The following is a 21,182-nucleotide window of genomic DNA, read 5'->3' on the forward strand; positions in this document are numbered from 1 at the left end:
CCGGGCCCGCGCCCGACTTCGTGTATCTGCCAGATATGCGCGAACCCTAAAATTTCCTTAAATTGTCACGTTTTCGAATTCTAAAGGTCAGGATTTCCTGACCTATCTATTTCTCGTGAAATATTGAAAACTCAGTTTCAGGGGCAAATTTTAGTATGATGAATAGTATCTCCCGACGTACTTTGCTCTTGGGTGGCGGGGCGGTGATTGGTGGGTGGGCGACCCGGCATTTCACCCCCGCCAAACCCGTCTTGGATGGGACCACATCTTTGGTACCACCCGGCGGAGCCAGCACGCTGAACGACGCCAGCGGCCTGAGCGAAACACCTATTTTCCGACATGCGATTCTAAACCAAGATCCCGGCGACGCTCTTGTGGCCGCTATTCGTGCGGAGATCAGTGACGCGCGGGCCAACGGATTGCCCTTTAATGTGGGCGCGGCGCGTCATTCGATGGGCGGCCAAGCGATACCTCACCTTGGCTATGCGGTTACATATGACAACGGATGGATCGAGCCGGACACGGCAAATGGGATTTTCCGCGTGCATGCCGGCGCGCGTTGGAGCCAGGTGATTGCCGCATTGGACCCTCTTGGATTTGGTCCAAAGGTGATGCAATCCAACAATGATTTCGGCGTCGCGGCTACGTTTTGCGTGAATGCCCATGGCTGGCCCGTGAAAATGGGGCCTATGGGCGCGACAGTGCGCAGCTTTGATATGGTGTTGCCTTCGGGCGAGTTGATCACGTGCTCCCGCACCGAAAATGCCGATTTGTTTGGCATGACCATGGGCGGCTACGGCCTCACCGGTGCGATCACCTCCATGGAGGTCGAAATGTCGAAAAACGCGCGGTTAAAGCCGTCATTCGAAAAATTTCCGGCCGTTGAATTTGGCAGTCGATTTGTCGATGCGGTGTCGGATAACGCCGTGACGATGGCCTATGGCCGCCTCAACGTGGACAAAGCGAACTTCTTCCAGGATGCCTTGATGATCAGCTATCAGGCGACGTCGGATCAATCTGATCTGCCTGCCGCCAGCGGATCGGGATTTTCTGCAAAACTGGCCAGCCGCCTCTACCGTGCGCAGCTTGGGAACGAACGATTAAAACGGGTACGCTGGTGGACAGAAACAGATCTGGGTCCAAAATTGACCGGCGGAGAGGTTACCCGCAATTCCCTGATCAATGAGCCTGTGATCACGCTGGATGACCGCGATCCGAACCGCACGGACATCTTGCATGAATATTTCGTCTCACCGGAAAGGTTCCCGGAATTCCTGGATATGTGTCAACGGGTTATCCCCGCATCCTATCAGGAATTCCTGAACGTCACGTTGCGCTTTATCGACACCGATCCCGACAGCTGGTTGGCCTATGCACCCGTGCCGCGCATTGCCGCCGTGATGTCGTTCAGTCAGGAAATGACCGTGCGGGCAGAGGCAGATATGGCGCGCATGACACGGGCGTTGATCGACGGCATCACGGATATCGGCGGTACGTATTATCTGCCTTACCGGCCGCATGCGACACTGGCACAATTGGCCCGGGCGTACCCGCGCGCCGCAGAATTTGCAGGTGCAAAGCGCACGCTGGATCCGGACTTGATCTTCCGCAACAATCTTTGGGACAAATATTTGAGCACGCTATGAGCACATTACAGAAAATTTCCGTCGGATATTTTGTCGCGCTGATGATTGCGGCGTCATTGAACTACATCCCCGGCTTGACTGATGATCAAGGCCTCGCGTTCGGCATCTTCGAACTCGACCTTTTTGATGATGCATTGCACGTGGCGTCGGCTCTTTGGGCCTTGTCAGCGGGTCTGATAAGCCACCGTGCCTCCAAAATCTTTCTGGTGATTTTCGGCGCACTTTATATCGGCGATGGTATCTTTGGCTTTTTCACGGGCTACGGGTATCTGGATATGGGGATCTTCACCAATCCGTCTGCCGGTTTGTCATTCACAATACAACGCGTCTTGGCCAACCTGCCGCATATCGCACTTGGGGGTTTTGCCCTCTGGGCGGGCCTCAAGCTGGACCGTGACTGATGCGCTGGCTCTTCAAAACCCTGATCAGGCTGGTTTTGATCCTCGTTTTGGTTATTGGCGGGCTGTTGCTCCCGGTGGGCTATGTCGAGACGGCCTGTATCCGCGAACCGGTTGAAGAGGATTACGCCGCGCAATTGCCCGCCGATCATCACCGTGCGGAGGCACGCACGCTTTTGACCTATCCGGAATGGCATATCGTGCATGCGTATGACGATTACGCCAAGGTGATTGCCGAAGGCGACCCGCACGAATTTCGCTATCTTCAATCCATCCGCGGATTTTGGTCGTCGCTTTGCGAGTTGGCCTATGCCAGTGCCGAACACGGCGGATTTCCCGGTGAAACCAAACAAATGGTCTACACGATTGGTGTCAGCTTCACCGCAGAGATGTTGGCCAAAGCCGCCTATGAAGAGACCTTGGGGCGTCTGGTCACGCTGATGCGTGGCCCGGACCGCGCGCCTCTTGATGATCTCTCGGCCGAACAGGCGGCAGCATATGCCGCGTTCTTGCAGCAGGTGCCCTGGTACAAATGGGATTTTGCTGAGGTTGCCGGTGCGCTGGCGGCAACAACAACTGGCAGCTTACGGGACACGGAAAGACTTTTGGCGCTGAGCGCGGAATACGGTGTCAAAACACTCTATGCCGGCGTGATCGAGCAGGCCGTGGCCAATATCGGCGCGGATGAGTTGCGTCTGCGGATGGTCGTGCGCGACGCCACGCCCGAGGCGCTGGCCGCCTATCCGGATGTAACAGTGATCGGCCCTCGGGGGAGGGGATCGAAATTGAAACACCGCGCTACCGGGTGCTGACCAATCTGCTGCAGGAGATGGCGCAAGATGGCGTGAATTTTGACGAGATCGCAGGCAATGATGACATTCTGCTGACCGCCACTGCGCCCGGTGGGCGGGTGAACAGCGCGCTCTACAGTTTTCCGCGGCAGGGATACGGCGATTACCGCCACCTCATCTTGCTGAAAGTTCCTGCCTTGGCTGAAAGGCTCCGGGTGATGCGTACCGGTCCGCTGACGATCGAGCACATTCATGACTATTAAACACTGGGTCTTTGCACTTTGCGCGGTCATCGTGGGTTGGGTTGCGACGCTTGCTCTGGTCATGGTCGCAACAAACGCGGCACCCGGTGCGATCGTTCTGCTACCGGCAGATGATTTTGTCTCGGAACTGCCGGAAGGCGCTGCCGTGGTCGGCAAAGGAACCGGATGGATCGCCGTCAAATCCAATGCGCCGGGCCTTGGCGTGGCGCTTTACCGGGCGGGCGGTAAGCTGGTTTTGCCAGCTGGTCTGCCGGGGTGCCTGCCATTGCTGGTTTGACGCGGCCTTTCTGGCGCAGGCCCTTGCAACACAACGCCGGGTACGCCATGTAAACCACACCCCAACATTATCAGCACATCGGAGTGGCGCGATATGATTGAACTTGGCAGCCAACCCCCCGCACAAGACCTGATCAAAGATGTATCCGAGGCCGATTTTATGGTCGAGGTGATCGAAGCCTCGCAAACCGTACCGGTGATCGTTGATTTCTGGGCCCCGTGGTGCGGACCGTGCAAAACACTTGGACCCGCCCTTGAAGCTGCCGTAACCAAAGCCAATGGCGCGGTAAAAATGGCCAAGGTCAATGTCGATGAAAATCAGGGAATTGCAGGGCAATTGCGGGTGCAATCCATCCCGACCGTGTACGCGTTCTGGCAAGGCCAACCGATTGACGGGTTTCAGGGCGCCGTTGCCCCATCGGAAATTGACGCCTTTGTCGCCCGGACGGTTGAGGCCGCAGGGGGCGAAGTTGCAGGGAACGGTCTGGACGAAGCAGTGGATGCGGCCGACGAGATGCTGGAGGAAGGTGCTGTTACCGATGCGGCGCAGACATATGCCGCCATCTTGCAGGAAGATCCGGCCAATGCCCGGGCGTATGCCGGGCTGGTGCGTGCGCATATAGCGTTGGATGATCTGGAGCAGGCGGAGGCCATTTTGAATGGTGCGCCTGCGGAAATCAGCACATCGCCCGAAATCGAAGCCGCGCATGCGCAGCTGGAATTGGCGCGGCAGGCGGCTGATGCGGGCCCTGTTGGCGAATTGACAGCCGCGGTTGAGGCCAACCCGGATGACCACCAGGCACGGTTTGATCTGGCATTGGCCCTGAGTGCCAACGATCAGGCCGAGGAAGCGGTGACGCATCTTCTGGAACTTTTTCGTCGCGACCGTGAATGGAATGACGGAGCGGCCAAACAACAACTCTTTACGCTCTTTGAAGCGCTCAAACCGAATGACCCTGTTGTTCTGAACGGGCGGCGGAAATTGAGCTCAATGATATTTGCCTGAGCCCTTTGAAGCGCTAGATAAGATATATGAAAAATCCCGCAGATCTGCCGGACGTCGTCCCCATCTTTCCGCTGCCCGGAGCCTTGATGCTGCCTCGGTCTCGTCTGCCGCTGCACCTGTTTGAGCCACGGTATCTGGCAATGCTGGACGATGCGCTGAAAACACCTGAACGGATCATCGCGATGATCCAACCGAACAGGGTTCCTGATGGCTTTAAAGACGCCTTGTATTCCATTGGCTGTGCGGGGCGGGTAACGCAGTTTTCCGAAACCGAAGACGGTCGCTACATGATTACCCTGTCTGGCATGTCGCGGTTTCGCATCGTCGAAGAGCTTGACGGGTTCACACCCTATCGCCGCGCCCGCGTGGATTGGAGTGGGTTTGAGCGGGATCTTGGACCGACCGACGTAGACCTGGAATTCCAACGCGGGCCGTTTCTGGAGCTGTTGGGGCGTTATTTTCAGTCGCGCGAATTACAGACGGATTGGGAATCCTTGAAAGAGGCGGATGATGAATTGCTGATCAATTCTTTGTCGATGCTTCTTGGGTTCGAACCCGAAGACAAGCAGGCCTTGCTTGAAGCGCCATCGCTCACAACGCGGCGCGAAACGCTGGTCACACTGATCGAATTCGCTCTGAGGGGCGGGGATGATGAGGAATTGATGCAATGACAGCAGACGCGACACCGCCCGAGTTTGACCGCCATATGCTCGAAGCATTGGTTTGTCCGCAAACCCAGGGCCGGTTGGAGTATGATGCCAGCGCGCAAGAGCTGGTCAGCAAAGCGGCAGGGTTGGCTTTCCCGATCCGCAGCGGCATCCCCGTCATGCTGATCGACGAAGCCCGCACACTGGATTGATTTTCAGCCTTTTTAGGCTGACGGGCCGGGCAAAACTCTGAGAGACAGAACGAAATTCACGACCTTGGCGGCCGGCATTTCGCATGGCTTGAGCCGTGCGCCCGATTTGAGCCGGTAGAGGTTGAGGCTTATGTAATCCGTGCCGCCCAGTTCTTCTGCGACCAGTTTCTGACTGCTGCCATCGGCGAAATCTGCGCGGGTGACGATATATGTTTTACCCTCTGATTGCCCGGTGAATGTACCAAGCGGCAAGGCATCAAATGCAGCTAGAAAAGCCTCGATCACTTCTGACCGATTTTGGGTTCAGTGCCATCGCGCAGACGTTTGATGTTTGACATATGCCGAAAGAAAACCAGCAATGTCAGGAGGATACCCAGAAAAAACGCGGTCCCATCCCCCAGAAACAACATCCATAGCGTGGAAGACGCGGCAGCGGTGATCGCGGCCATGGAGGAAATGCGAGAGATGGCCGCCGTGACCAGCCATGTAAGGCAACAGGCCGCGCCCACGGGCCAGATCAACGCCAGCAGAATACCGAGGAACGTGGCGACCCCTTTGCCGCCTTTGAAGCCAAGCCATACCGGGAAACAATGCCCGACAAAGGCCATCAACCCCGCCAATTGCGCGGCATCTTCGCCCGAGATAACGCGCGCCAGCAATACAGCAACAGCCCCTTTGCCGCCATCCAGAAGCAGCGTTGCTGCCGCCGCCTTTTTGCTGCCAGTGCGCAACACGTTTGTCGCGCCGATATTGCCAGACCCGATGTCGCGCAGATTGCCCAGCCCCATGGCATTTGCAACGATCATCCCAAAAGGAACCGACCCCAAGCCGTAGCCAATGATGGCCCACAGGATCAGCATGAAGGTGGAGGTTTCAATGACGGGCATCAGGGGGCCTCGAAAACGCAGTTGCCTGCCACATAAGTCGCCATCACTTTACCCTGCAGGCGCGCGCCGTCAAACGGTGTGTTCTTGGATTTCGAGTGCAGCTTTGCACGATCCAGCACGAAGGGTGCATCAGGGTCAAACATCAGCAAATCTGCAGGCGCACCCGCGGCCATGCGGCCTGATTGCAAGCCTAATCGTTTGGCTGGGTTCAACGCCATCGCCCGGAACAGCGTGGGCAAATCAAGATCCCCGGAATGATAGAGGCGAAGCGCTGCAGGCAGAAGCGTTTCCAGTGCCACCGCACCGCTTGCCGCTTCTTCAAAGGGCAGGCGTTTGCTTTCTTCGTCCTGGGGTGTGTGCATGGAACTGATCGTGTCGATCAACCCTTCACGCACGGCGGCAATCACGGCTTGTCTGTCGTCTTCGGAGCGCAACGGGGGTTTGACTTTGAAAAACGTGCGGTAGTCCGCGACGTCCAGCTCGTTCAATGTCAGATGGTGGATCGATGTACCGGCGGTAATGTCGAGGCCGTTTTTCTTGGCCCGTTCCAATGCGGGCAGGGCGCGTGCCGTGGTGATTTGATCCGCGTGATAGCGCGCGCCCGTCATCTCCAGCAGTGCAATGTCACGATCCAGACCCATGCGTTCCGCCATTGGGGAGACGGCAGGCAAACCGCGCAATGATGCGAATTTACCGCTGGTCGCGGCAGCGCCCGCACTCAGCCCCGGTTCTTGCGGATGGGCAATCACCAGCGCACCAAGCGACCGCGCATAGGTCAGCGCCCGGCTGAACACTTTGTTGTCGGTGACGACATGATCGCAATCGGTGAAGGCCACGGCCCCGGCATCGAGCAGGAAACCGATCTCGGTCATTTCGCGACCCGCCCGCCCCTTGGTTAATGCGGCCATGGGCAACACATTCACGGGCGCGGCTTCATTCGCCCGACGCGCGACGAATTCCAGCGTTTCAGGGCTGTCGGTGGCAGGCAGTGTATCGGGTCGCGTAACCATGGTGGTGATCCCGCCCGCGGCGGCCGCCAGGCCAGCAGATTTGTAGCTCTCCTTGTGGCGCTCACCCGGTTCACACACTTTTACGCCGATATCCACGATCCCCGGCGCCAGGCATTTTCCTGCGCAATCGATTGTCCGAACCCCCAGATCCGGATTGCCGCCGTAGATCACCTCTTTGATTTCGCCACCGTCGACCAAAACCGCGCCTGTTTGGTCTGTACCCGCCTCCGGATCGATCACCCGGGCATTGGAAAAGAGCATTTTCATAGGGGCGTCCATCATGCAATCCACACCATAATCACAACCAAAAGGGCCAAAATCAAAAGCGCTATCATTGCGACCCGGCCCGAAATGGCGGCATTTGACGGTGGGTTTTTTGTGTCGGCAACGACCTGGCCCTGAGCGGCATCCGAAGGCAGTTTTTCAAAGCTAACAGGTTGAATCTCTTCAAAAAACGTACCGATCAATCGAAGCGGCGCACCCGGTGTCAGGATTTGTTCGGCCCCCGCCAGTGCCCGCGAAGGCACCAGCAAAACCATTCCCTGCATCGCGTCCAACTGAGGCTTCATATCCGTCAATTGGTCACTCGGTATGCCGTAACCCTCGGCGAGGTATCCTGTCAGACCCAACCCGGTCAGGTCGGCCACATCAAACAGCTCAACCTGTTCTTGATCGAGGGTTTCAGCCCCCAATGCGGCGGCGACATCGAGGGTTTCAGCCTCATCCTTGGTCAGACCCGTCGCAAATACGCGCACAGCACCCCGTTCGCCTGCCTTGATCTCGATCTTCGTGCTCATAGAAGGGCCTCCGCGGGTCGGGCACGCAAGTTCCGCGCCAAGAGATCCATGGCCGCCATCCGCACGGCTACGCCCATTTCAACCTGTTCCTGAATGACACTCCGATTGATATCGTCAGCAATCTCGCCGTCAATCTCGACACCCCTGTTCATGGGTCCGGGGTGCATTACGATGGCATCATCCTTGGCATGGCTGAGCTTGTCGGCGTCGAGCCCGTAGCGGTGGTAATATTCGCGCTCCGATGGGATAAAGCCGCCATCCATCCTTTCGCGTTGCAGCCTGAGCATCATCACCACGTCCACATCTTTCAACCCTTCGCGCATGTCGTCAAAAACCTCGACACCGAATTCGTCGATCTGGCTGGGCATCAATGTGGGTGGGCCAACCAAGCGCACCCGGTTCTCCATCTTGCCCAACAGCATGATGTTGGAGCGCGCTACGCGGGAATGGGCGATGTCGCCACAAATCGCGATGCTCAAGCGGTGAAGTCGACCCTTGGCGCGGCGGATCGTAAGCGCATCGAGCAGCGCCTGTGTGGGATGTTCGTGCCGCCCATCGCCCGCGTTGAGCACGGCGCAATTCACCTTCTGCGCCAGAAGGTCGACAGCCCCGGAATGCGGATGACGCACCACCAACAGATCTGGATGCATGGCATTGAGCGTCAGCGCCGTGTCGATCAGAGTTTCACCCTTCTTGATCGAACTGGCCTGCATCGCCATTGACATGACATCGGCACCCAAACGCTTACCCGCCAATTCGAAACTGGCCTGCGTTCGTGTCGAGTTTTCGAAGAACATATTGATTTGGGTCAGACCTGACAGCGCATCGGAGTGTTTGATGTCGCGCCGGTTCAGATCAACATACTGATCCGCCAAATCAAGAATGGCGGTAATATCGGTGGGCGAGAGGGGTTCGATCCCCAGAAGGTGGGATTTTGAAAAGCTCATCCGCCGCTCCGATCCTGAAAACTGCCCGCTTATAGAAAGGGTTGCCGTGCGGGGCAAGCGGGCGTTTCCAATGACCGCTTTACCTGCCGCGTAGGAGGGTTAGATTTGCGGACATGGATTCGGCATTGGATTTTCATTCGGCGAAGGCTCTGTTGGAGTGGCAGGTCGAACTCGGGGCGACCGAGGCGATCGGGGATGTGCCTGTCAACCGATATGAAATTCCGGCCAAGCAAACCGCCAAGCCGACTGCCCCCGCGTCAGATCCCGCCAAACCCGGCGTTGTCACGCAGGCTGATCCGGTCGCGGAGGCACGTTTGATGGCCGATGGCGCGCAGGATCTGGATGCTTTGCGCGCGGCAATGGGACGTTTTGATCATTGTGAACTGAAAAGAGGCGCTCGAAATCTGGTCTTTGCGGATGGCAATCCCAAGGCGCGGGTGATGATCATTGGCGAAGCGCCCGGGCGGGATGAAGACCGCGAAGGACGCCCCTTTGTGGGCCGCGCGGGACAGCTTTTGGACAAGATGCTTGCCGCGATCCATCTGTCGCGCGCGGCGGATGATGCCGAAGAGGCCGTGTACATCACCAACGTATTGCCATGGCGACCACCGCAAAACCGGGATCCAAAACCGGAAGAAATTGCAATGCTGCTGCCATTTGTGCAGCGACATGTCGCTTTGGTGCAGCCGAAAGTGGTTGTTCTCATGGGTAATATCAGCTGTCAGGCGGGCTTGGGCAAGCGTGGGATCACGCGGCTTCGGGGCAATTGGACGCAAGCTTATGGCACGCCGTGTTTGCCAATGTTCCACCCGGCTTACCTGTTGCGCAGCCCACATGCCAAACGTGAGGCGTGGGCTGATTTGTTGGCGCTACAGGCGCAGTTGCGGGGCGATACATGAAAATTCTGGCGTTTTCCGACCTGCACCATGCGCATCGCCGGGCCGAGGCATTGGTGGCCGTCAGCAGTGCTGCAGATGTGGTCATCGGTGCGGGTGACTTTTGCAATATGCGCGAAAACCTACCCGAGGCTATGAACCTGCTTAGTGGGATTAAAAAACCGATGCTGGTTGTGCCGGGCAATGCCGAGAGCGCCGATGAATTGCGCGAGGCAGCCCATGAGGGCACGACCGTTTTGCACGGTGATGGTGTCGAGATCGACGGCGTGCGTTTTTTCGGGTTAGGCTACGGCGTGCCCGTGACGCCGTTTGGTGCCTGGTCCTGCGATCTCAGCGAGGATCTTGCGGCCGCCATGCTGGCCAGTTGTTCAAAGGCGGATGTGCTGATCGTGCACTCGCCCCCCAAGGGCGTTGTAGACCGGACATCAACTGGCGTGTCCGTTGGCTCCACGGCCATCCGGGAAGCCATTGAACGTATCCAACCGACATTGGCGGTTTGCGGTCATATTCATGACAGCTGGCGGCAAACCGGCCAAATCGGGCGCACAAAAGTCGTCAATCTGGGCCCATCCGCAAACTGGTTTGACATCTGACATGGTGGATTTCTGGACCTTGATGGCCTTCATCCCGGCGGGTCTGGCATTAAATCTGAGCCCCGGGGCCGACATGATGTTTTGCCTTGGCCTGGGCTTACGCTCCGGCCCAAAGGCAGCGGTAGCCGCCAGTGCCGGGATTTCGACCGGGGGCATGGTACATGTGATGCTGGCGGGATTGGGTCTTGGAACGGCCGTGGCGGCAATGCCGTGGCTCTTCGATGTGATCCGATGGGTGGGTGTGGCCTATCTGCTGTATCTGGCCTGGGGGGCACTTCGCGCCGCTCCGGTCCAACATATCAAGGTTCCGTCCACGGGCGTTGGCAAGGCATTCTTTGATGGCATGATCGTCAATCTGCTCAATCCCAAAGTGATCCTCTTTGTCCTGGCGTTCCTCCCCCAATTTGTGGATCCGCAAAACGGCAGCATTCTGGGCCAGTTTCTGATCTTTGGCCTTGTCCTTGCGGTGGGTGGCATGCTGATAAATGGCGGTGTGGGCGTGTTTGCGGGAACCGTGGGACAAAAATTGACTGGCCCCAGATTTACCCGTTGGCTGGGATGGATTTCCGCCGGGATTTTTGCAGCATTGGCTGCCCGTTTGGCCGTATTGGAAAGGGTGTGAAACATGTCGCGTATTGATGAGAACAGGGAATTCATTGCGATCCGCATTGCCGTGTTGACCGTCAGCGACAGCCGCGACATGGCGGATGATCGCTCTGGGCAGGTCTTGGTTGACCGCATTGAGGCCGCAGGACATGCCGTCGCAGACCGGCAAATCATTCGTGATGAGCGTGCGGAGATTTCTGAACAACTGCGTATCTGGATTGCTGATGATGCCGTGGATGCGGTGATTTCGACCGGTGGCACGGGTCTGACCGGGCGCGATGTCACTGTTGAGGCCCACCGGGACGTCTACGAAAAGGAAATCGATGCGTTTGGGACGGTTTTTACCCATGTCAGCATGAAAAAAATCGGCACATCTGCGGTTCAATCGCGCGCCACGGCCGGGGTCGCGGGGGGCACGTATCTTTTTGCGCTGCCCGGAAGTCCGGGGGCCTGCAAGGACGCGTGGGACGAAATTTTGCAGTTCCAGCTCGATTTTCGGCACAGACCCTGCAATTTTGTGGAGATCATGCCACGTCTGGACGAACATCAACGCCGGAAATGACTGCGATGGCCGTAAAACCCTAAAAGCTTGGCATTTTCGGTGTTAGGATTACATTGAGCCAGTACCCACCGGGTATAAGCAAGGGTTTGAGTTTATGCGGTTTTTGCGTCACAGCCTGACCGGATTGTTCCTTTTGTCTCTGACATTGGGTCTGTTGAGCTATGCGGGCTATTCAATTTTCAGTGCCGTGCAGGAACGTCTGGCCAGTGAACCCGACGTGCCGGAACGCCGCGAGCGCGTGTTTGCCGTCAACGTCGTCACCGCGATTGAGCAAGACGTCACGCCCGTTTTGACTGCCTTTGGCGAAATTGCCAGCCGTCGCACGCTGGAAATCCGTTCAAAATGGGGCGGCACGCTGGTTGAGCTGGCCGAGGATTTCGTGGAAGGGGGCCGGGTGGCCGCAGGACAGCTTTTGGCCCGCGTTGATCCGGCAGATGCACAATCCACCCTGGACAGGGCGGCCAGTGATCTGCTCGACGCACGCGATGAAGGCCGCGAAGCTGACCGGGCATTGACGCTGGCGCGTGACGAACTGACCGCCGCCCAAGAGCAAGCTGAACTGCGCGCCCGTGCGTATCGCCGCCAACTTGATCTCGAAGAGCGTGGCGTGGGTACAGCGGCTGCTGTCGAGAATGCCGAACTGGCCGCCGCACAGGCACGTCAAGCCGTTCTGGGCAGCCGACAGGCGCTGGCGCAGGCCGAAGCCCGGGTGGATCAAGCCGCGACACGTCTGTCCCGCGCGGAGATTGCGCAGGCCGAGGCGCAGCGGCGCTTGAACGAAACCCGCATCACTGCCGGATTCGCCGGCACACTCAGCGATGTGTCTGTGGTTCAGGGGGGTCTTGTTACCGCCAATGAACAGCTGGCAAATCTGGTTGATGGCGACAAACTGGAGGTCGCGTTTCGGGTGTCGACGCCGCAATATCTTCGCCTTTTGAATGACGAAGGTCTGTTGCTCCGAGCACCGGTAACCGTGACCCTTGATGTCTTTGGGATCGACTTGGAAGCCGAAGGTGTCATCAACCGCCAAAGCGCGGTTGTCGGCGAGGGGCAGACCGGGCGTCTTATCTTTGCGAGGCTAACGCAATCGAACGGTATGAAGCCGGGTGATTTTGTCACGGTAACGATCGAAGAACCGCAATTGGACAATGTTGTGCGCCTGCCGGCGTCGTCTCTGGGCCCGGATGGCAGCGTATTGGCGCTTGTCGGAGAGGACCGCCTGGAAGCCATTCCCGTAACGCTTCTGCGCCGACAGGGCGACGACATTCTGGTGCGAAGCGACGGCGTCGACGGCCGGGAAATTGTCAGCCAACGCTCGCCTCTGCTGGGATCAGGGATCAAGGTTCGACCTCTGCGGCAAAACGCGGAAACCATGCCCACCGCGAGCGAAATGCTTGAGCTGAGCGAAGACCGGCGGGCGCGGCTCGTGGCCTTCGTTGAAAGCAGCCAGGACATGCCCGAAGCTGTGAAGACACGGCTTTTGGGTCAACTGGCCGAACCCCGCGTTCCGGCGACAATGGTCGAGCGGCTGGAAGGCCGCATGGGGGGCTAGGCCGTGGCCCGCGAAATTCCAACCGCGGCCGGCGGGCTTCTGTCCTATTTCACCCGGCACAAAACAGCCGCTAACCTGCTTCTGGTGGTACTGATCGTTTTGGGCATGGCCGCCCTTCCCAAAATGCGTGCGCAATTTTTTCCTGATGTGATCGTAGACAACGTTACGGTTTCCGTCGTCTGGGAAGGTGCGGGCGCCGAAGACGTAGACGCGGCGGTGGTTCAGGTTCTGGAACCGGCATTGCTGGCCGTCGAAGGTGTGACCAGCAGCGAGGCTACCAGCCGAGAAGGCAATGCCAGCGTCATGCTCGAATTCGAACCGGGTTGGGACATGGGTCGGGCCGCGGATGACGTCCAGACGGCGATTGATCTGACGACAACGCTACCCGAGGATATCGATGAGCCCGAAGTCAGGCGTGGCGCATGGCGCGACCGTGTCACCGACATCGTGATCACCGGGCCTGTGGGCACGGAACAACTGGGCCTATTGGCCGATGAACTGGTGGTCCGGCTCTTTGATGCGGGTGTGACACGAACAACCGTCCGTGGTGTCTCAGCGCCCGAAACGATTATTGAGGTGCCGTCTGCCAACCTGATCGCGCATGATGTGACCTTTGCTGAGATTGCCACCGCCGTAGCGGGTGAAGTCGATGCGGACCCTGCGGGCGATGTAACCGGGGCCAATACACGGGTGCGAACCGGCGTGGAAAAACGCGACCCTGATCAGTTGGCGGCCATTATTCTGCGCTCCAACCCGGATGGTTCAAAACTGACCGTGGGTGATGTCGCCACCGTCAGGGTCGAAGGTATAGCCCATAAGCGCAGCTACTTTGTGGGTGATGCCCCTGCAATGTCGATCCGGGTGGACCGGTCCGCCAAGGGTGACGCAATCGAAATCCAGGGATTTGTCGAAGATGTGGCGCGGGAAATGGCGGAATCCCTGCCTGAAGGGGTTGAGGTCAAGCTGATCCGTACAAGGTCCGAGCGCATTTCAAGCCGGTTGAACATGCTGTTGGAAAACGGACTGACCGGATTGGCGTTGGTAGTCGGCCTGCTCTTTCTCTTCCTCAATGCGCGCACGGCCTTTTGGGTGGCTGCGGGCATACCTGTCGCCATGTTGGCGGCCATCGCATTGATGTATATCGGCGGATTGACGATCAATATGATCTCGCTTTTTGCGCTGATTATCACGCTTGGGATCGTGGTTGATGACGCGATCGTGGTCGGCGAACATGCCGATGCGCGCGTTCGAAAATACGGGGAAGCCCCGGTTGTGGCGGCAGAACGCGCCGCTCAGCGCATGGCGCTGCCGGTTTTTGCCGCCACATTGACGACGCTGATCGCCTTTTTCGGCCTGACGGTCGTGGGCGGACGGTTTGGGGATTTGATTGTTGACATCCCCTTTACGGTGATTGCCGTGTTGCTGGCCAGTCTGATGGAATGCTTCCTGATCCTGCCCAACCACATGGCGCATGCCCTGCGTCAGTCTGGCGACCGCAATTGGTATGACTGGCCCAGTCGGACCGTCAACGCCGGGTTCGTTTGGGTGCGTGAGCGTCTGTTTCGCCCATTCATGGCCGGTGTTGTGTGGGCCCGGTATCCGGTTTTTGCCCTGATCCTCGTAGTTTTGGCCAGCCAGATGGTTTTGTTCATCGGTGGCGATGTAAAATGGCGTTTCTTCAATGCACCAGAACGCGGCAGTGTGACCGGTAATTTTGCCATGGCGCCGGGGGCCACGCGGGCCGATACGCTCGAAATGATGCGCGAAATGCAACGTGCAACGGATGAACTCGGCGCCGAATACGCCGAAAAACACGGCACAAACCCGCTTGATTTCGTGATGGCGCAGGTGGGCGGGAATGCGGGGTATGGGCTGGCAGGGGCGGATACCAAGGACCCTGATCACCTTGGCGGCATTGCGATTGAGTTGATCGATGCGGATTTGCGCAGCTATTCCAGCTTTGCCTTTGCGGCGGATTTGCAGGAGCGCGTGCGCCATCATCCGCTCGTTGAGACCGTCAGTTTCAAGGGATGGCGATCCGGCCCCGGTGGTGATGCGCTGGATGTCGAGTTTTTTGGGGCCACCGCGGATGATCTCAAGGCCGCGGCCGAGGCTTTGAAAGACGCCCTTTTGCCGTTTCCCGAAGTGACCGCAGTTCAGGACAATCTGGCCTACGACAAAGAAGAGTTGATCTTGGAGTTGACGCCACAGGGCAACGCTCTTGGATTTACCATCGACAGTCTGGGCCGGGTTCTGCGCAACCGGCTGAACGGGATCGAGGCGGCAACCTATCCGCTTGGGCCGCGCAGTGCCGAAATCCGGGTTGAACTGCCCGAAGGGGAATTAACCGCCGATTTCATGGAACGGATGCAGCTGCGCACGCCAGAAGGCACGTATGTTCCGCTTGCGGATATTGTGAGCGTCGAGCGGCGCAATGGCTTTTCGACCGTGCGGCGCGAGAACGGGATCCGGTTGATCAACGTGACGGGCGATATTTCTGAAGACGATCCCGCCCGCGCCGAAGCCGTCATGCAAGCACTTGAGACCGAAATTCTTCCGAAAATCGCCAGTGACCTTCAAGTCGAATGGCAACTTTCCGGCCTGAGTGAACAAGAAGATGACTTCCTGAAAGATGCGCGATTGGGTCTGACGTTGACCCTGACCGGCATCTATCTGGTTTTGGCATGGGTGTTCTCCAGTTGGACCCGTCCGCTGGTGGTCATGGCAATCATTCCATTTGGCCTGGTGGGAACGATCTACGGCCATCACCAGTGGGATGTGCCGCTGAGCATGTTCTCGGTCGTTGGATTGTTGGGCATGACAGGGATTATCATCAACGATTCCATTGTGCTGGTGACGACGATTGACGAATACGCCAAGGATCGCGGTCTCATTCCATCGATCATTGATGGCGCGGCGGATCGGTTGCGGCCGGTGCTGTTGACCACGCTGACCACGGTTCTGGGTCTTATGCCGCTGCTCTTTGAGCGCTCACAACAGGCGCAATTCATCAAGCCCACGGTGATCACGTTGGTCTATGGTCTGGCGTTTGGCATGGTGATGGTGCTGATCGTCGTACCCGCCTTGCTGGCGATGCAGCGCGACGTGGGTCGAAAGTTCACAGCACTGCGCCACGGTTTGCGCTTTCCCGACCGGGGTATTCAGGCCGCCATGATCTTTGGTGTTGTCGCTCTTGTGGCATGGCTGGGTGCAACGATGGGCCTGACCATGCTGAATGGGGCTCTACCAAACCTGCTGACTCAGGTTTGGCCCGCAAGTGCATCAATGCCCCCGCTACCCGCCGCATTATTGATGTTTATCGCGGGCTCAGCGCTTTTGGTGGTTCTACTCTACGCAGTGATGGCCATTCTTTACTGGACCAGACGCGCTCAGCCGGCCGGACAGCCCTGAATATCAACCGCATGGTTCTTGCCCAGAACCGTAATGCGCAGACCGGAACGGTTGAGCGCAAAACTCCGTCCTTCAACATGGTAAAGCTCGGTTGTCGCGATCAATCGTTTCCCCTGCCGTTTGGTCTTTGTCCCGGCCACCCAGATTTGCGGATTGTCGGTTTCGATCACCGCGAGTTCGCGCCCGCCCGTGTTCGGCACGTCGACTTCTGCCCGCAATTGCAGCCCGTCGGTCAAGGGTGATATTTGGCATGCCACATGTCCCACCCTGGCCTCACGGGCGGTGAATGGACGATTGGCCAACGCGGCCACGATTTGCGGATCAGGTTTTGTCTGACCCAAGGGCAGATCTTGCGCCACGTTGAGTGTCAGAGGAACGCAGACATCCTTGCAGACGCCGATGGTGATTTCGCCTGCTAGCTTCATGGGTTTGCCCGGTTTGGCGGGCGTCAGGGTCAAAGGCAATGTGAGGGTGTTTTCATACCCCAATGTCATCGCGCCACCCTGCGGGATTTGCTGTGGCGTGGGCCATGAAATAGCTACCCCCGCCAGATTGCGCGATCCGTTCCATGCGAAATGCGGCGGGATGCCCGCATCCCCGGGCGCGCGCCAATAGGTTTTCCACCCGTCATTCAGCGAAATCTTGAGGGCAGCCACGTGTTTTCCATCCGCCCGCTGCCACCCGGTCAGGATGTCAGCATCCAGAATATCGCCCCCATCCTGTGCCGAGGCGAGGGTGGCAGTGGAGAGAAACAAAGCGCAAACGAATCTGATCATCACTCTGAAATGGGTCATCCGAATTGAAATGCCAACTCACTTTCCGGCGAGAAATCGGTGTGTGGCACCCATCACACGCTTGCAACTGGCCCGATACACACCCATTCTCAGGGCTAGCCAACAGGATAGGGCCGTTTCTAGGAGCCACTAATTGACCCAAGACATAGACCTGACAGGCAAGTTGTTGATCGCAATGCCGGGTATGATGGACCCTCGGTTTGCTCACTCCGTCGTGTTTATGTGCGCCCATTCGGCCGAAGGGGCGATGGGGCTGGTGATCAACAAGCCGACAAGTGATCTGTCCTTGCGGGATTTGCTGGAGCAGCTTTCCATCACCAACGGGCCTGACACCCGTGATCTGCCGGTGCATTTTGGTGGCCCGGTCGAGCATGGGCGAGGATTTGTGTTGCACGAATACGGGTATCATTCGGCCATTTCCACGCTGAACGTGAATGATGATTTCGCGATGACGGCCACGATGGATGTGCTTGAGGATATGGCCGAAGGCCGTGGCCCGGGGCAGGCGGTGGTTGCCCTTGGATATGCGGGATGGGGTGCGGGGCAATTGGAGGGTGAGATTGCCCAAAATGGCTGGCTGACCTGCGAGGCCAACGTGGATCTGGTGTTCAATACAACTGATGTTTCAAAATGGGAGGCCGCGTTGCAGACACTGGGTGTCAATCCGTTGGCCTTGTCCGCGGATGCCGGTCACGCCTGAACGGCGCGTGACGTAACGCCACCTTTGACACGGCCACCCTCTGATCCGCTACACTGCCGGGTAGGGAGGGACCATGCCACTTAGCATTCTGTTGCCCATGGTAATTGTCGGTATTGCGGGGATCGCGGCGCTGTTGCATGTGCTTGGTTTTTCGGCGCGCGCACGGCTGGACAGCGACGCCAAGGTCCGAGCCGCATGGCTGCGCGAATTTCCCCAAGACCTGCCGGATCGGATCATCCGGTGCGAAAACCAGACCGCCGCGTTGGTAGAGGGCCGATGGGGGCGCGGTATTGTGTGGGCGATGGGCGCGGATACCACGGCCCGGCATGTGAACGCGGTTGATATTGCGTCGACCACCAGCGGGGTTCGGATCGCACTGGATGACTATACCGCGCCGCGGGTGGATCTGGTGCTCAACACTGCGGACAGGCTTGCCTGGGACCACTTTTTGGAGGGCTCAGCGTGACAGACATGTTGGTCTATCCGGAAGTCACCCATTGGGCCGTCCCGTTTTTCATTGCGGCCATATTGGCAGAATTGGTGTGGATCGTGATCAAAGGCAAAGGCGGTCGATATGAAACCCGCGATGCGCTGACATCGCTGATCATGGGCGCGGGTAATGTGACGTCTTCTTTGCTGCTCGGCTTCATTGCGTATTGGTTTTTCATGGCATTATGGGCCATCACGCCAATTGATCTGGGAACATCGCTCTGGGTTGTGGTGCTGTGTTTTGTGCTGGATGACCTGCGCTATTATTGGGTGCATCGGTTTGGTCACCGCGTACGGTGGGTCTGGGCCAGCCACGTCAATCACCACTCCAGCCAGCACTACAATCTGACAACCGCGCTGCGACAGACCTGGACAGGCACGTTTACCTTCATGATGATCATACGGGCGCCTCTGATCCTATTGGGATTTCACCCGGCGATGGTACTCTTCTGCGGGGGCCTGAACCTGATCTATCAGTTTTGGATCCACACCGAAGCCATTGGCCGGATGCCGCGCTGGTTCGAGGCGGTGATGAACACGCCGAGCCACCACCGTGTGCACCACGGTCGTAATCCGCGCTATCTGGATGCCAATTACGCGGGTGTTTTCATCATCTGGGACAAGATGTTCGGAACATTCGTGCCAGAGCTCGAGGCGGAAAAGGTTGACTACGGCCTTGTGCGCAATCTGGGCACGTTTAACCCGATCCGCGTGGCCTTTCATGAATGGGTTGGCATCATTCGGGACATTGGACAACCGGGGCTGCGCTGGCGCGACCGTGTGATGTATGCGCTGGCCCCGCCCGGATGGAGCCATGATGGTACCCGCGAGACATCCGAACAGATAAAGCGCCGGCATCTTGCGGAGCACCCCGAAGATGCGGGTACACCGGGCTTTGACCGGGCGCGCCATTAGTGCCCTTGGCAGCACCGGCATTATGATGTCCTATGGCCTCTGAACAGGGCAGGGAACGCGGATGGAGTGGCGCGATCAGGGCATATTGTTGTCCAGCCGGGCACATGGGGAAACCTCGGCCATCATCGAGGTTTTTACGCCCCAACATGGCCGGCATGCGGGGGTAGTTCGAGGCGGCACGTCGCGTAAAATGGCGCCGATATTGCAGCCCGGCGCACAGCTCGATCTGGCATGGCGCGCCCGGCTCGAGGACCATATCGGAACATTTCAACCCGAGCTGCTGCGCTCCCGGGCGGCGGCTTCGATGCAGGACCGGTTGTCGCTGGCGGGCTTGAATGCGGTCACGTCGCTTTTGCTGTTTTCCCTGCCGGAGCGTGAAACGCACCCCTCGCTCTACGACCGGACCGAGGCACTGTTGGACCTGTTGGAGCAGGTTGATCTTTGGCCGCTGGCCTATCTGCAATGGGAACTGGCGCTGTTGGATGCGTTAGGCTTTGGCCTTGATCTGTCCGCCTGCGCGGTGATGGGATCAGCGGCAAACGATCTCAGCTTTGTGTCGCCGCGGACCGGGCGCGCCGTGTCCCGCGCCGGGGCCGGAGAATGGGCGGACCGCTTGCTGGCCCTCCCCGCGTGCCTGTTGGGGCATGGCCCCGCGCCGGATCAGGAAATTTCGCAAGGGTTCGATGTCACGGGTCACTTTCTGCGCAACCAGCTGGCGCATGAATTGGGCAACAAACCTCTGCCCGAGGCCCGACAACGTTTTGTTGACCGGTTTCGCAAAGGCATAGAGGACGACTGAAGCGCGGCATGCGTTTAAAGGCCTGATTTGAATATCATTTCGCGCCCGTCATCATTGCTCAGGATCAACGTGACACCTGCCACTTCCGACAGGGTCATATCCTCCAACGCCTGCAAAAACCTTGTTTCTTGCTGAAGGTCGGGGCAGGCGCGTCGCGTTGCGCCTATGTTGCCCACGTCAAACCAGGGATAGGGCGCAGTTTGAGTGCCAAAATAGGTGTTGCACGGGGCCTGGCCGGTGATTTTGCCACCCTCGCCAAACTGTAGTGTGGCGCGCGCGTCAAAAGTGGCTCCGTCAAGCTCGACCAAACGCCATTGCACGCCCGCGCCGCCGTAATTCGCAACGGTTTCATCCCCCCAACAGCCGCCCAGTGCCACGAATACACCGATTAAGGTGGATATTCGGATCAACGTCATCGCAAAGCCAGAACGAGATCGACAAGCGAGCCGATGGCCTCCGCATTGTCATCCGTTTTAGTTGTGGTCATTTCCTGCATCCCGACGCCCGCGGCATAGATGATGCGCGCCATTTCCGGGTTGGCAATGTCCAGCTCGCTCAAGAATTCCCGAAAACACGCGAGACGTGCGGCATCGATGCGCGCGACGCTTTTTGCAGCCGCCTTATTTCCCCGCGCCCAGGCCCTGACCGACGCATCCAAGGACGTGCCGTTTTGGGTACCGGCGATCATTTGGCTCAATCGCCTGAGGCGCCCAACGGCCGTGTCCGCTTCGGTCATCGCGGTCTGCATTTCGACATTCGCCTGTATTTCCCAGGACGATAGTAGCGCCGCGTGGTAGGCGGGTACATCGGCAAAATGCCAATAAAATGAACCCTTTGTCGTCTTAAGCCGCTTTGCCAAAGGCTCAGCCTTCAAAGCGTCCGGGCCATCTTTGACAATCGCATCCATACCAGCACGCAGCCAGTCTGATTTCGTCAATCGCTTTGATGTTGTCCGGACCATAACGGGTGCATACGCTGGCGTATT

The 21,182-nt window shown here is 58.2% G+C and carries 26 protein-coding genes; 18 read left to right on the forward strand and 8 right to left on the reverse strand.

Annotation, left to right across the window (positions count from 1 at the left end; all coding sequences use genetic code 11):
- Positions 1-155 precede the first annotated feature (155 nt).
- The 8 genes from ACZ1HJ_RS08425 to ACZ1HJ_RS08460 all read left to right on the forward strand — a co-directional run bounded on the left by ACZ1HJ_RS08425 (position 156) and on the right by ACZ1HJ_RS08460 (position 5,239).
- Complete coding sequence (locus tag ACZ1HJ_RS08425) at positions 156-1,646, forward strand: FAD-binding oxidoreductase (RefSeq protein ID WP_472721851.1); 1,491 nt, start codon at positions 156-158, stop codon at positions 1,644-1,646.
- Positions 1,643-2,047, forward strand: a complete 405-nt coding sequence (locus ACZ1HJ_RS08430) for a hypothetical protein (RefSeq protein WP_472721852.1) — start codon at positions 1,643-1,645, stop codon at positions 2,045-2,047. The genes ACZ1HJ_RS08425 and ACZ1HJ_RS08430 overlap by 4 nt, the downstream gene beginning before the upstream one ends.
- Positions 2,047-2,856: a hypothetical protein gene (locus ACZ1HJ_RS08435; protein WP_472721853.1), complete on the forward strand. Its 810-nt coding sequence runs from the start codon at positions 2,047-2,049 to the stop codon at positions 2,854-2,856. Before ACZ1HJ_RS08430 ends, ACZ1HJ_RS08435 begins: the two co-directional genes overlap by 1 nt.
- The gene (locus ACZ1HJ_RS08440) at positions 2,850-3,098 is read left to right on the forward strand and encodes a hypothetical protein (RefSeq protein ID WP_472721854.1); all 249 of its coding nucleotides are present in this window, start codon (positions 2,850-2,852) and stop codon (positions 3,096-3,098) included. The genes ACZ1HJ_RS08435 and ACZ1HJ_RS08440 overlap by 7 nt, the downstream gene beginning before the upstream one ends.
- Entirely contained in the window at positions 3,088-3,375 is a 288-nt protein-coding gene (locus tag ACZ1HJ_RS08445; protein ID WP_472721855.1) for a hypothetical protein, read from the forward strand. The genes ACZ1HJ_RS08440 and ACZ1HJ_RS08445 overlap by 11 nt, the downstream gene beginning before the upstream one ends.
- Positions 3,376-3,468: 93 nt before the next feature.
- Complete coding sequence (locus ACZ1HJ_RS08450) at positions 3,469-4,380, forward strand: tetratricopeptide repeat protein (protein ID WP_472721856.1); 912 nt, start codon at positions 3,469-3,471, stop codon at positions 4,378-4,380.
- Positions 4,381-4,406: 26 nt separating this feature from the next.
- Positions 4,407-5,051 carry an LON peptidase substrate-binding domain-containing protein gene (locus ACZ1HJ_RS08455; RefSeq protein ID WP_472721857.1) on the forward strand — a complete coding sequence of 215 codons (645 nt, stop codon included), beginning with the start codon at positions 4,407-4,409 and terminating at the stop codon, positions 5,049-5,051.
- Positions 5,048-5,239 (forward strand): Trm112 family protein, encoded by a 192-nt coding sequence (locus ACZ1HJ_RS08460; RefSeq protein WP_472721858.1) that lies wholly within the window; start codon positions 5,048-5,050, stop codon positions 5,237-5,239. The genes ACZ1HJ_RS08455 and ACZ1HJ_RS08460 overlap by 4 nt, the downstream gene beginning before the upstream one ends.
- A gap of 12 nt (positions 5,240-5,251) precedes the next feature.
- On the opposite strand, the gene ACZ1HJ_RS08465 is transcribed toward ACZ1HJ_RS08460, so the two are convergent.
- The 5 genes from ACZ1HJ_RS08465 to ACZ1HJ_RS08485 are packed head-to-tail and all read right to left on the reverse strand — an operon-like array spanning position 5,252 to position 8,880.
- A complete protein-coding gene (locus ACZ1HJ_RS08465; RefSeq protein ID WP_472721859.1) occupies positions 5,252-5,524 on the reverse strand; it encodes a hypothetical protein in 273 nt (90 codons plus the stop codon).
- Positions 5,521-6,126 carry a glycerol-3-phosphate 1-O-acyltransferase PlsY gene (plsY, locus tag ACZ1HJ_RS08470; protein ID WP_472721860.1) on the reverse strand — a complete coding sequence of 202 codons (606 nt, stop codon included), beginning with the start codon at positions 6,124-6,126 and terminating at the stop codon, positions 5,521-5,523. Before plsY ends, ACZ1HJ_RS08465 begins: the two co-directional genes overlap by 4 nt.
- Positions 6,126-7,403: a dihydroorotase gene (pyrC, locus tag ACZ1HJ_RS08475; protein ID WP_472722184.1), complete on the reverse strand. Its 1,278-nt coding sequence runs from the start codon at positions 7,401-7,403 to the stop codon at positions 6,126-6,128. The genes plsY and pyrC overlap by 1 nt, the downstream gene beginning before the upstream one ends.
- An 11-nt stretch (positions 7,404-7,414) precedes the next feature.
- Positions 7,415-7,933, reverse strand: a complete 519-nt coding sequence (locus ACZ1HJ_RS08480) for a hypothetical protein (RefSeq protein ID WP_472721861.1) — start codon at positions 7,931-7,933, stop codon at positions 7,415-7,417.
- Positions 7,930-8,880, reverse strand: coding sequence for an aspartate carbamoyltransferase catalytic subunit (locus ACZ1HJ_RS08485; RefSeq protein WP_472721862.1), 951 nt, complete (start codon positions 8,878-8,880; stop codon positions 7,930-7,932). Before ACZ1HJ_RS08485 ends, ACZ1HJ_RS08480 begins: the two co-directional genes overlap by 4 nt.
- Positions 8,881-8,993: 113 nt before the next feature.
- Between ACZ1HJ_RS08485 and ACZ1HJ_RS08490 the strand changes: the two genes are divergently transcribed.
- The 6 genes from ACZ1HJ_RS08490 to ACZ1HJ_RS08515 all read left to right on the forward strand — a co-directional run bounded on the left by ACZ1HJ_RS08490 (position 8,994) and on the right by ACZ1HJ_RS08515 (position 16,500).
- Positions 8,994-9,779 carry a uracil-DNA glycosylase gene (locus ACZ1HJ_RS08490; RefSeq protein WP_472721863.1) on the forward strand — a complete coding sequence of 262 codons (786 nt, stop codon included), beginning with the start codon at positions 8,994-8,996 and terminating at the stop codon, positions 9,777-9,779.
- Entirely contained in the window at positions 9,776-10,369 is a 594-nt protein-coding gene (locus ACZ1HJ_RS08495) for a metallophosphoesterase family protein (protein ID WP_472721864.1), read from the forward strand. Before ACZ1HJ_RS08490 ends, ACZ1HJ_RS08495 begins: the two co-directional genes overlap by 4 nt.
- Position 10,370: 1 nt before the next feature.
- Entirely contained in the window at positions 10,371-10,991 is a 621-nt protein-coding gene (locus ACZ1HJ_RS08500; protein ID WP_472721865.1) for a LysE family translocator, read from the forward strand.
- A 3-nt stretch (positions 10,992-10,994) separates the two neighbouring features.
- Positions 10,995-11,537 carry a molybdenum cofactor biosynthesis protein B gene (gene moaB / locus ACZ1HJ_RS08505; RefSeq protein WP_472721866.1) on the forward strand — a complete coding sequence of 181 codons (543 nt, stop codon included), beginning with the start codon at positions 10,995-10,997 and terminating at the stop codon, positions 11,535-11,537.
- A 94-nt stretch (positions 11,538-11,631) separates the two neighbouring features.
- Positions 11,632-13,089 carry an efflux RND transporter periplasmic adaptor subunit gene (locus ACZ1HJ_RS08510; protein ID WP_472721867.1) on the forward strand — a complete coding sequence of 486 codons (1,458 nt, stop codon included), beginning with the start codon at positions 11,632-11,634 and terminating at the stop codon, positions 13,087-13,089.
- Between the two features lie 3 nt (positions 13,090-13,092).
- Positions 13,093-16,500 carry an efflux RND transporter permease subunit gene (locus ACZ1HJ_RS08515; protein WP_472721868.1) on the forward strand — a complete coding sequence of 1,136 codons (3,408 nt, stop codon included), beginning with the start codon at positions 13,093-13,095 and terminating at the stop codon, positions 16,498-16,500.
- Here ACZ1HJ_RS08515 and ACZ1HJ_RS08520 read toward each other — a convergent pair.
- Complete coding sequence (locus tag ACZ1HJ_RS08520; protein ID WP_472721869.1) at positions 16,479-17,276, reverse strand: protein-disulfide reductase DsbD domain-containing protein; 798 nt, start codon at positions 17,274-17,276, stop codon at positions 16,479-16,481. The two genes, ACZ1HJ_RS08515 and ACZ1HJ_RS08520, sit on opposite strands and share 22 nt — an antisense overlap.
- A gap of 151 nt (positions 17,277-17,427) precedes the next feature.
- Here ACZ1HJ_RS08520 and ACZ1HJ_RS08525 point away from each other — a divergent pair, with 151 nt between their 5' ends.
- From ACZ1HJ_RS08525 to recO, 4 genes are all read left to right on the forward strand, one after another.
- Positions 17,428-17,994, forward strand: coding sequence for a YqgE/AlgH family protein (locus ACZ1HJ_RS08525; RefSeq protein WP_472721870.1), 567 nt, complete (start codon positions 17,428-17,430; stop codon positions 17,992-17,994).
- 73 nt (positions 17,995-18,067) lie between these two features.
- The gene (locus ACZ1HJ_RS08530; protein ID WP_472721871.1) at positions 18,068-18,460 is read left to right on the forward strand and encodes a hypothetical protein; all 393 of its coding nucleotides are present in this window, start codon (positions 18,068-18,070) and stop codon (positions 18,458-18,460) included.
- Between the two features lie 5 nt (positions 18,461-18,465).
- A complete protein-coding gene (locus ACZ1HJ_RS08535; RefSeq protein ID WP_472722185.1) occupies positions 18,466-19,398 on the forward strand; it encodes a sterol desaturase family protein in 933 nt (310 codons plus the stop codon).
- A 61-nt stretch (positions 19,399-19,459) separates the two neighbouring features.
- Positions 19,460-20,197, forward strand: a complete 738-nt coding sequence (recO, locus tag ACZ1HJ_RS08540; RefSeq protein WP_472721872.1) for a DNA repair protein RecO — start codon at positions 19,460-19,462, stop codon at positions 20,195-20,197.
- A 14-nt stretch (positions 20,198-20,211) separates the two neighbouring features.
- On the opposite strand, the gene ACZ1HJ_RS08545 is transcribed toward recO, so the two are convergent.
- Together ACZ1HJ_RS08545 and ACZ1HJ_RS08550 are read right to left on the reverse strand one after the other, a co-directional pair.
- Positions 20,212-20,613 carry an META domain-containing protein gene (locus tag ACZ1HJ_RS08545; protein WP_472721873.1) on the reverse strand — a complete coding sequence of 134 codons (402 nt, stop codon included), beginning with the start codon at positions 20,611-20,613 and terminating at the stop codon, positions 20,212-20,214.
- On the reverse strand, positions 20,610-21,134 hold the full coding sequence (locus tag ACZ1HJ_RS08550; protein WP_472721874.1) for a TetR family transcriptional regulator: 525 nt from the start codon (positions 21,132-21,134) through the stop codon (positions 20,610-20,612). The genes ACZ1HJ_RS08545 and ACZ1HJ_RS08550 overlap by 4 nt, the downstream gene beginning before the upstream one ends.
- Positions 21,135-21,182: the final 48 nt, after the last annotated feature.

Source organism: Roseovarius sp. JB2-10, from assembly GCF_055693585.1.

Bases quoted from the DNA above. Each gene is read 5' to 3' on its own strand.
- ACZ1HJ_RS08425 (WP_472721851.1), top strand. From the start codon at position 156: ATGATGAATAGTATCTCCCGACGTACTTTGCTCTTGGGTGGCGGGGCG.
- ACZ1HJ_RS08430 (WP_472721852.1), top strand. From the start codon at position 1,643: ATGAGCACATTACAGAAAATTTCCGTCGGATATTTTGTCGCGCTGATG.
- ACZ1HJ_RS08435 (WP_472721853.1), top strand. From the start codon at position 2,047: ATGCGCTGGCTCTTCAAAACCCTGATCAGGCTGGTTTTGATCCTCGTT.
- ACZ1HJ_RS08445 (WP_472721855.1), top strand. From the start codon at position 3,088: ATGACTATTAAACACTGGGTCTTTGCACTTTGCGCGGTCATCGTGGGT.
- ACZ1HJ_RS08450 (WP_472721856.1), top strand. From the start codon at position 3,469: ATGATTGAACTTGGCAGCCAACCCCCCGCACAAGACCTGATCAAAGAT.
- ACZ1HJ_RS08455 (WP_472721857.1), top strand. From the start codon at position 4,407: ATGAAAAATCCCGCAGATCTGCCGGACGTCGTCCCCATCTTTCCGCTG.
- ACZ1HJ_RS08460 (WP_472721858.1), top strand. From the start codon at position 5,048: ATGACAGCAGACGCGACACCGCCCGAGTTTGACCGCCATATGCTCGAA.
- plsY (WP_472721860.1), bottom strand. From the start codon at position 6,126: ATGCCCGTCATTGAAACCTCCACCTTCATGCTGATCCTGTGGGCCATC.
- pyrC (WP_472722184.1), bottom strand. From the start codon at position 7,403: ATGAAAATGCTCTTTTCCAATGCCCGGGTGATCGATCCGGAGGCGGGT.
- ACZ1HJ_RS08480 (WP_472721861.1), bottom strand. From the start codon at position 7,933: ATGAGCACGAAGATCGAGATCAAGGCAGGCGAACGGGGTGCTGTGCGC.
- ACZ1HJ_RS08485 (WP_472721862.1), bottom strand. From the start codon at position 8,880: ATGAGCTTTTCAAAATCCCACCTTCTGGGGATCGAACCCCTCTCGCCC.
- ACZ1HJ_RS08490 (WP_472721863.1), top strand. From the start codon at position 8,994: ATGGATTCGGCATTGGATTTTCATTCGGCGAAGGCTCTGTTGGAGTGG.
- ACZ1HJ_RS08495 (WP_472721864.1), top strand. From the start codon at position 9,776: ATGAAAATTCTGGCGTTTTCCGACCTGCACCATGCGCATCGCCGGGCC.
- ACZ1HJ_RS08500 (WP_472721865.1), top strand. From the start codon at position 10,371: ATGGTGGATTTCTGGACCTTGATGGCCTTCATCCCGGCGGGTCTGGCA.
- moaB (WP_472721866.1), top strand. From the start codon at position 10,995: ATGTCGCGTATTGATGAGAACAGGGAATTCATTGCGATCCGCATTGCC.
- ACZ1HJ_RS08510 (WP_472721867.1), top strand. From the start codon at position 11,632: ATGCGGTTTTTGCGTCACAGCCTGACCGGATTGTTCCTTTTGTCTCTG.
- ACZ1HJ_RS08520 (WP_472721869.1), bottom strand. From the start codon at position 17,276: ATGATCAGATTCGTTTGCGCTTTGTTTCTCTCCACTGCCACCCTCGCC.
- ACZ1HJ_RS08530 (WP_472721871.1), top strand. From the start codon at position 18,068: ATGCCACTTAGCATTCTGTTGCCCATGGTAATTGTCGGTATTGCGGGG.
- ACZ1HJ_RS08535 (WP_472722185.1), top strand. From the start codon at position 18,466: ATGTTGGTCTATCCGGAAGTCACCCATTGGGCCGTCCCGTTTTTCATT.
- recO (WP_472721872.1), top strand. From the start codon at position 19,460: ATGGAGTGGCGCGATCAGGGCATATTGTTGTCCAGCCGGGCACATGGG.
- ACZ1HJ_RS08545 (WP_472721873.1), bottom strand. From the start codon at position 20,613: ATGACGTTGATCCGAATATCCACCTTAATCGGTGTATTCGTGGCACTG.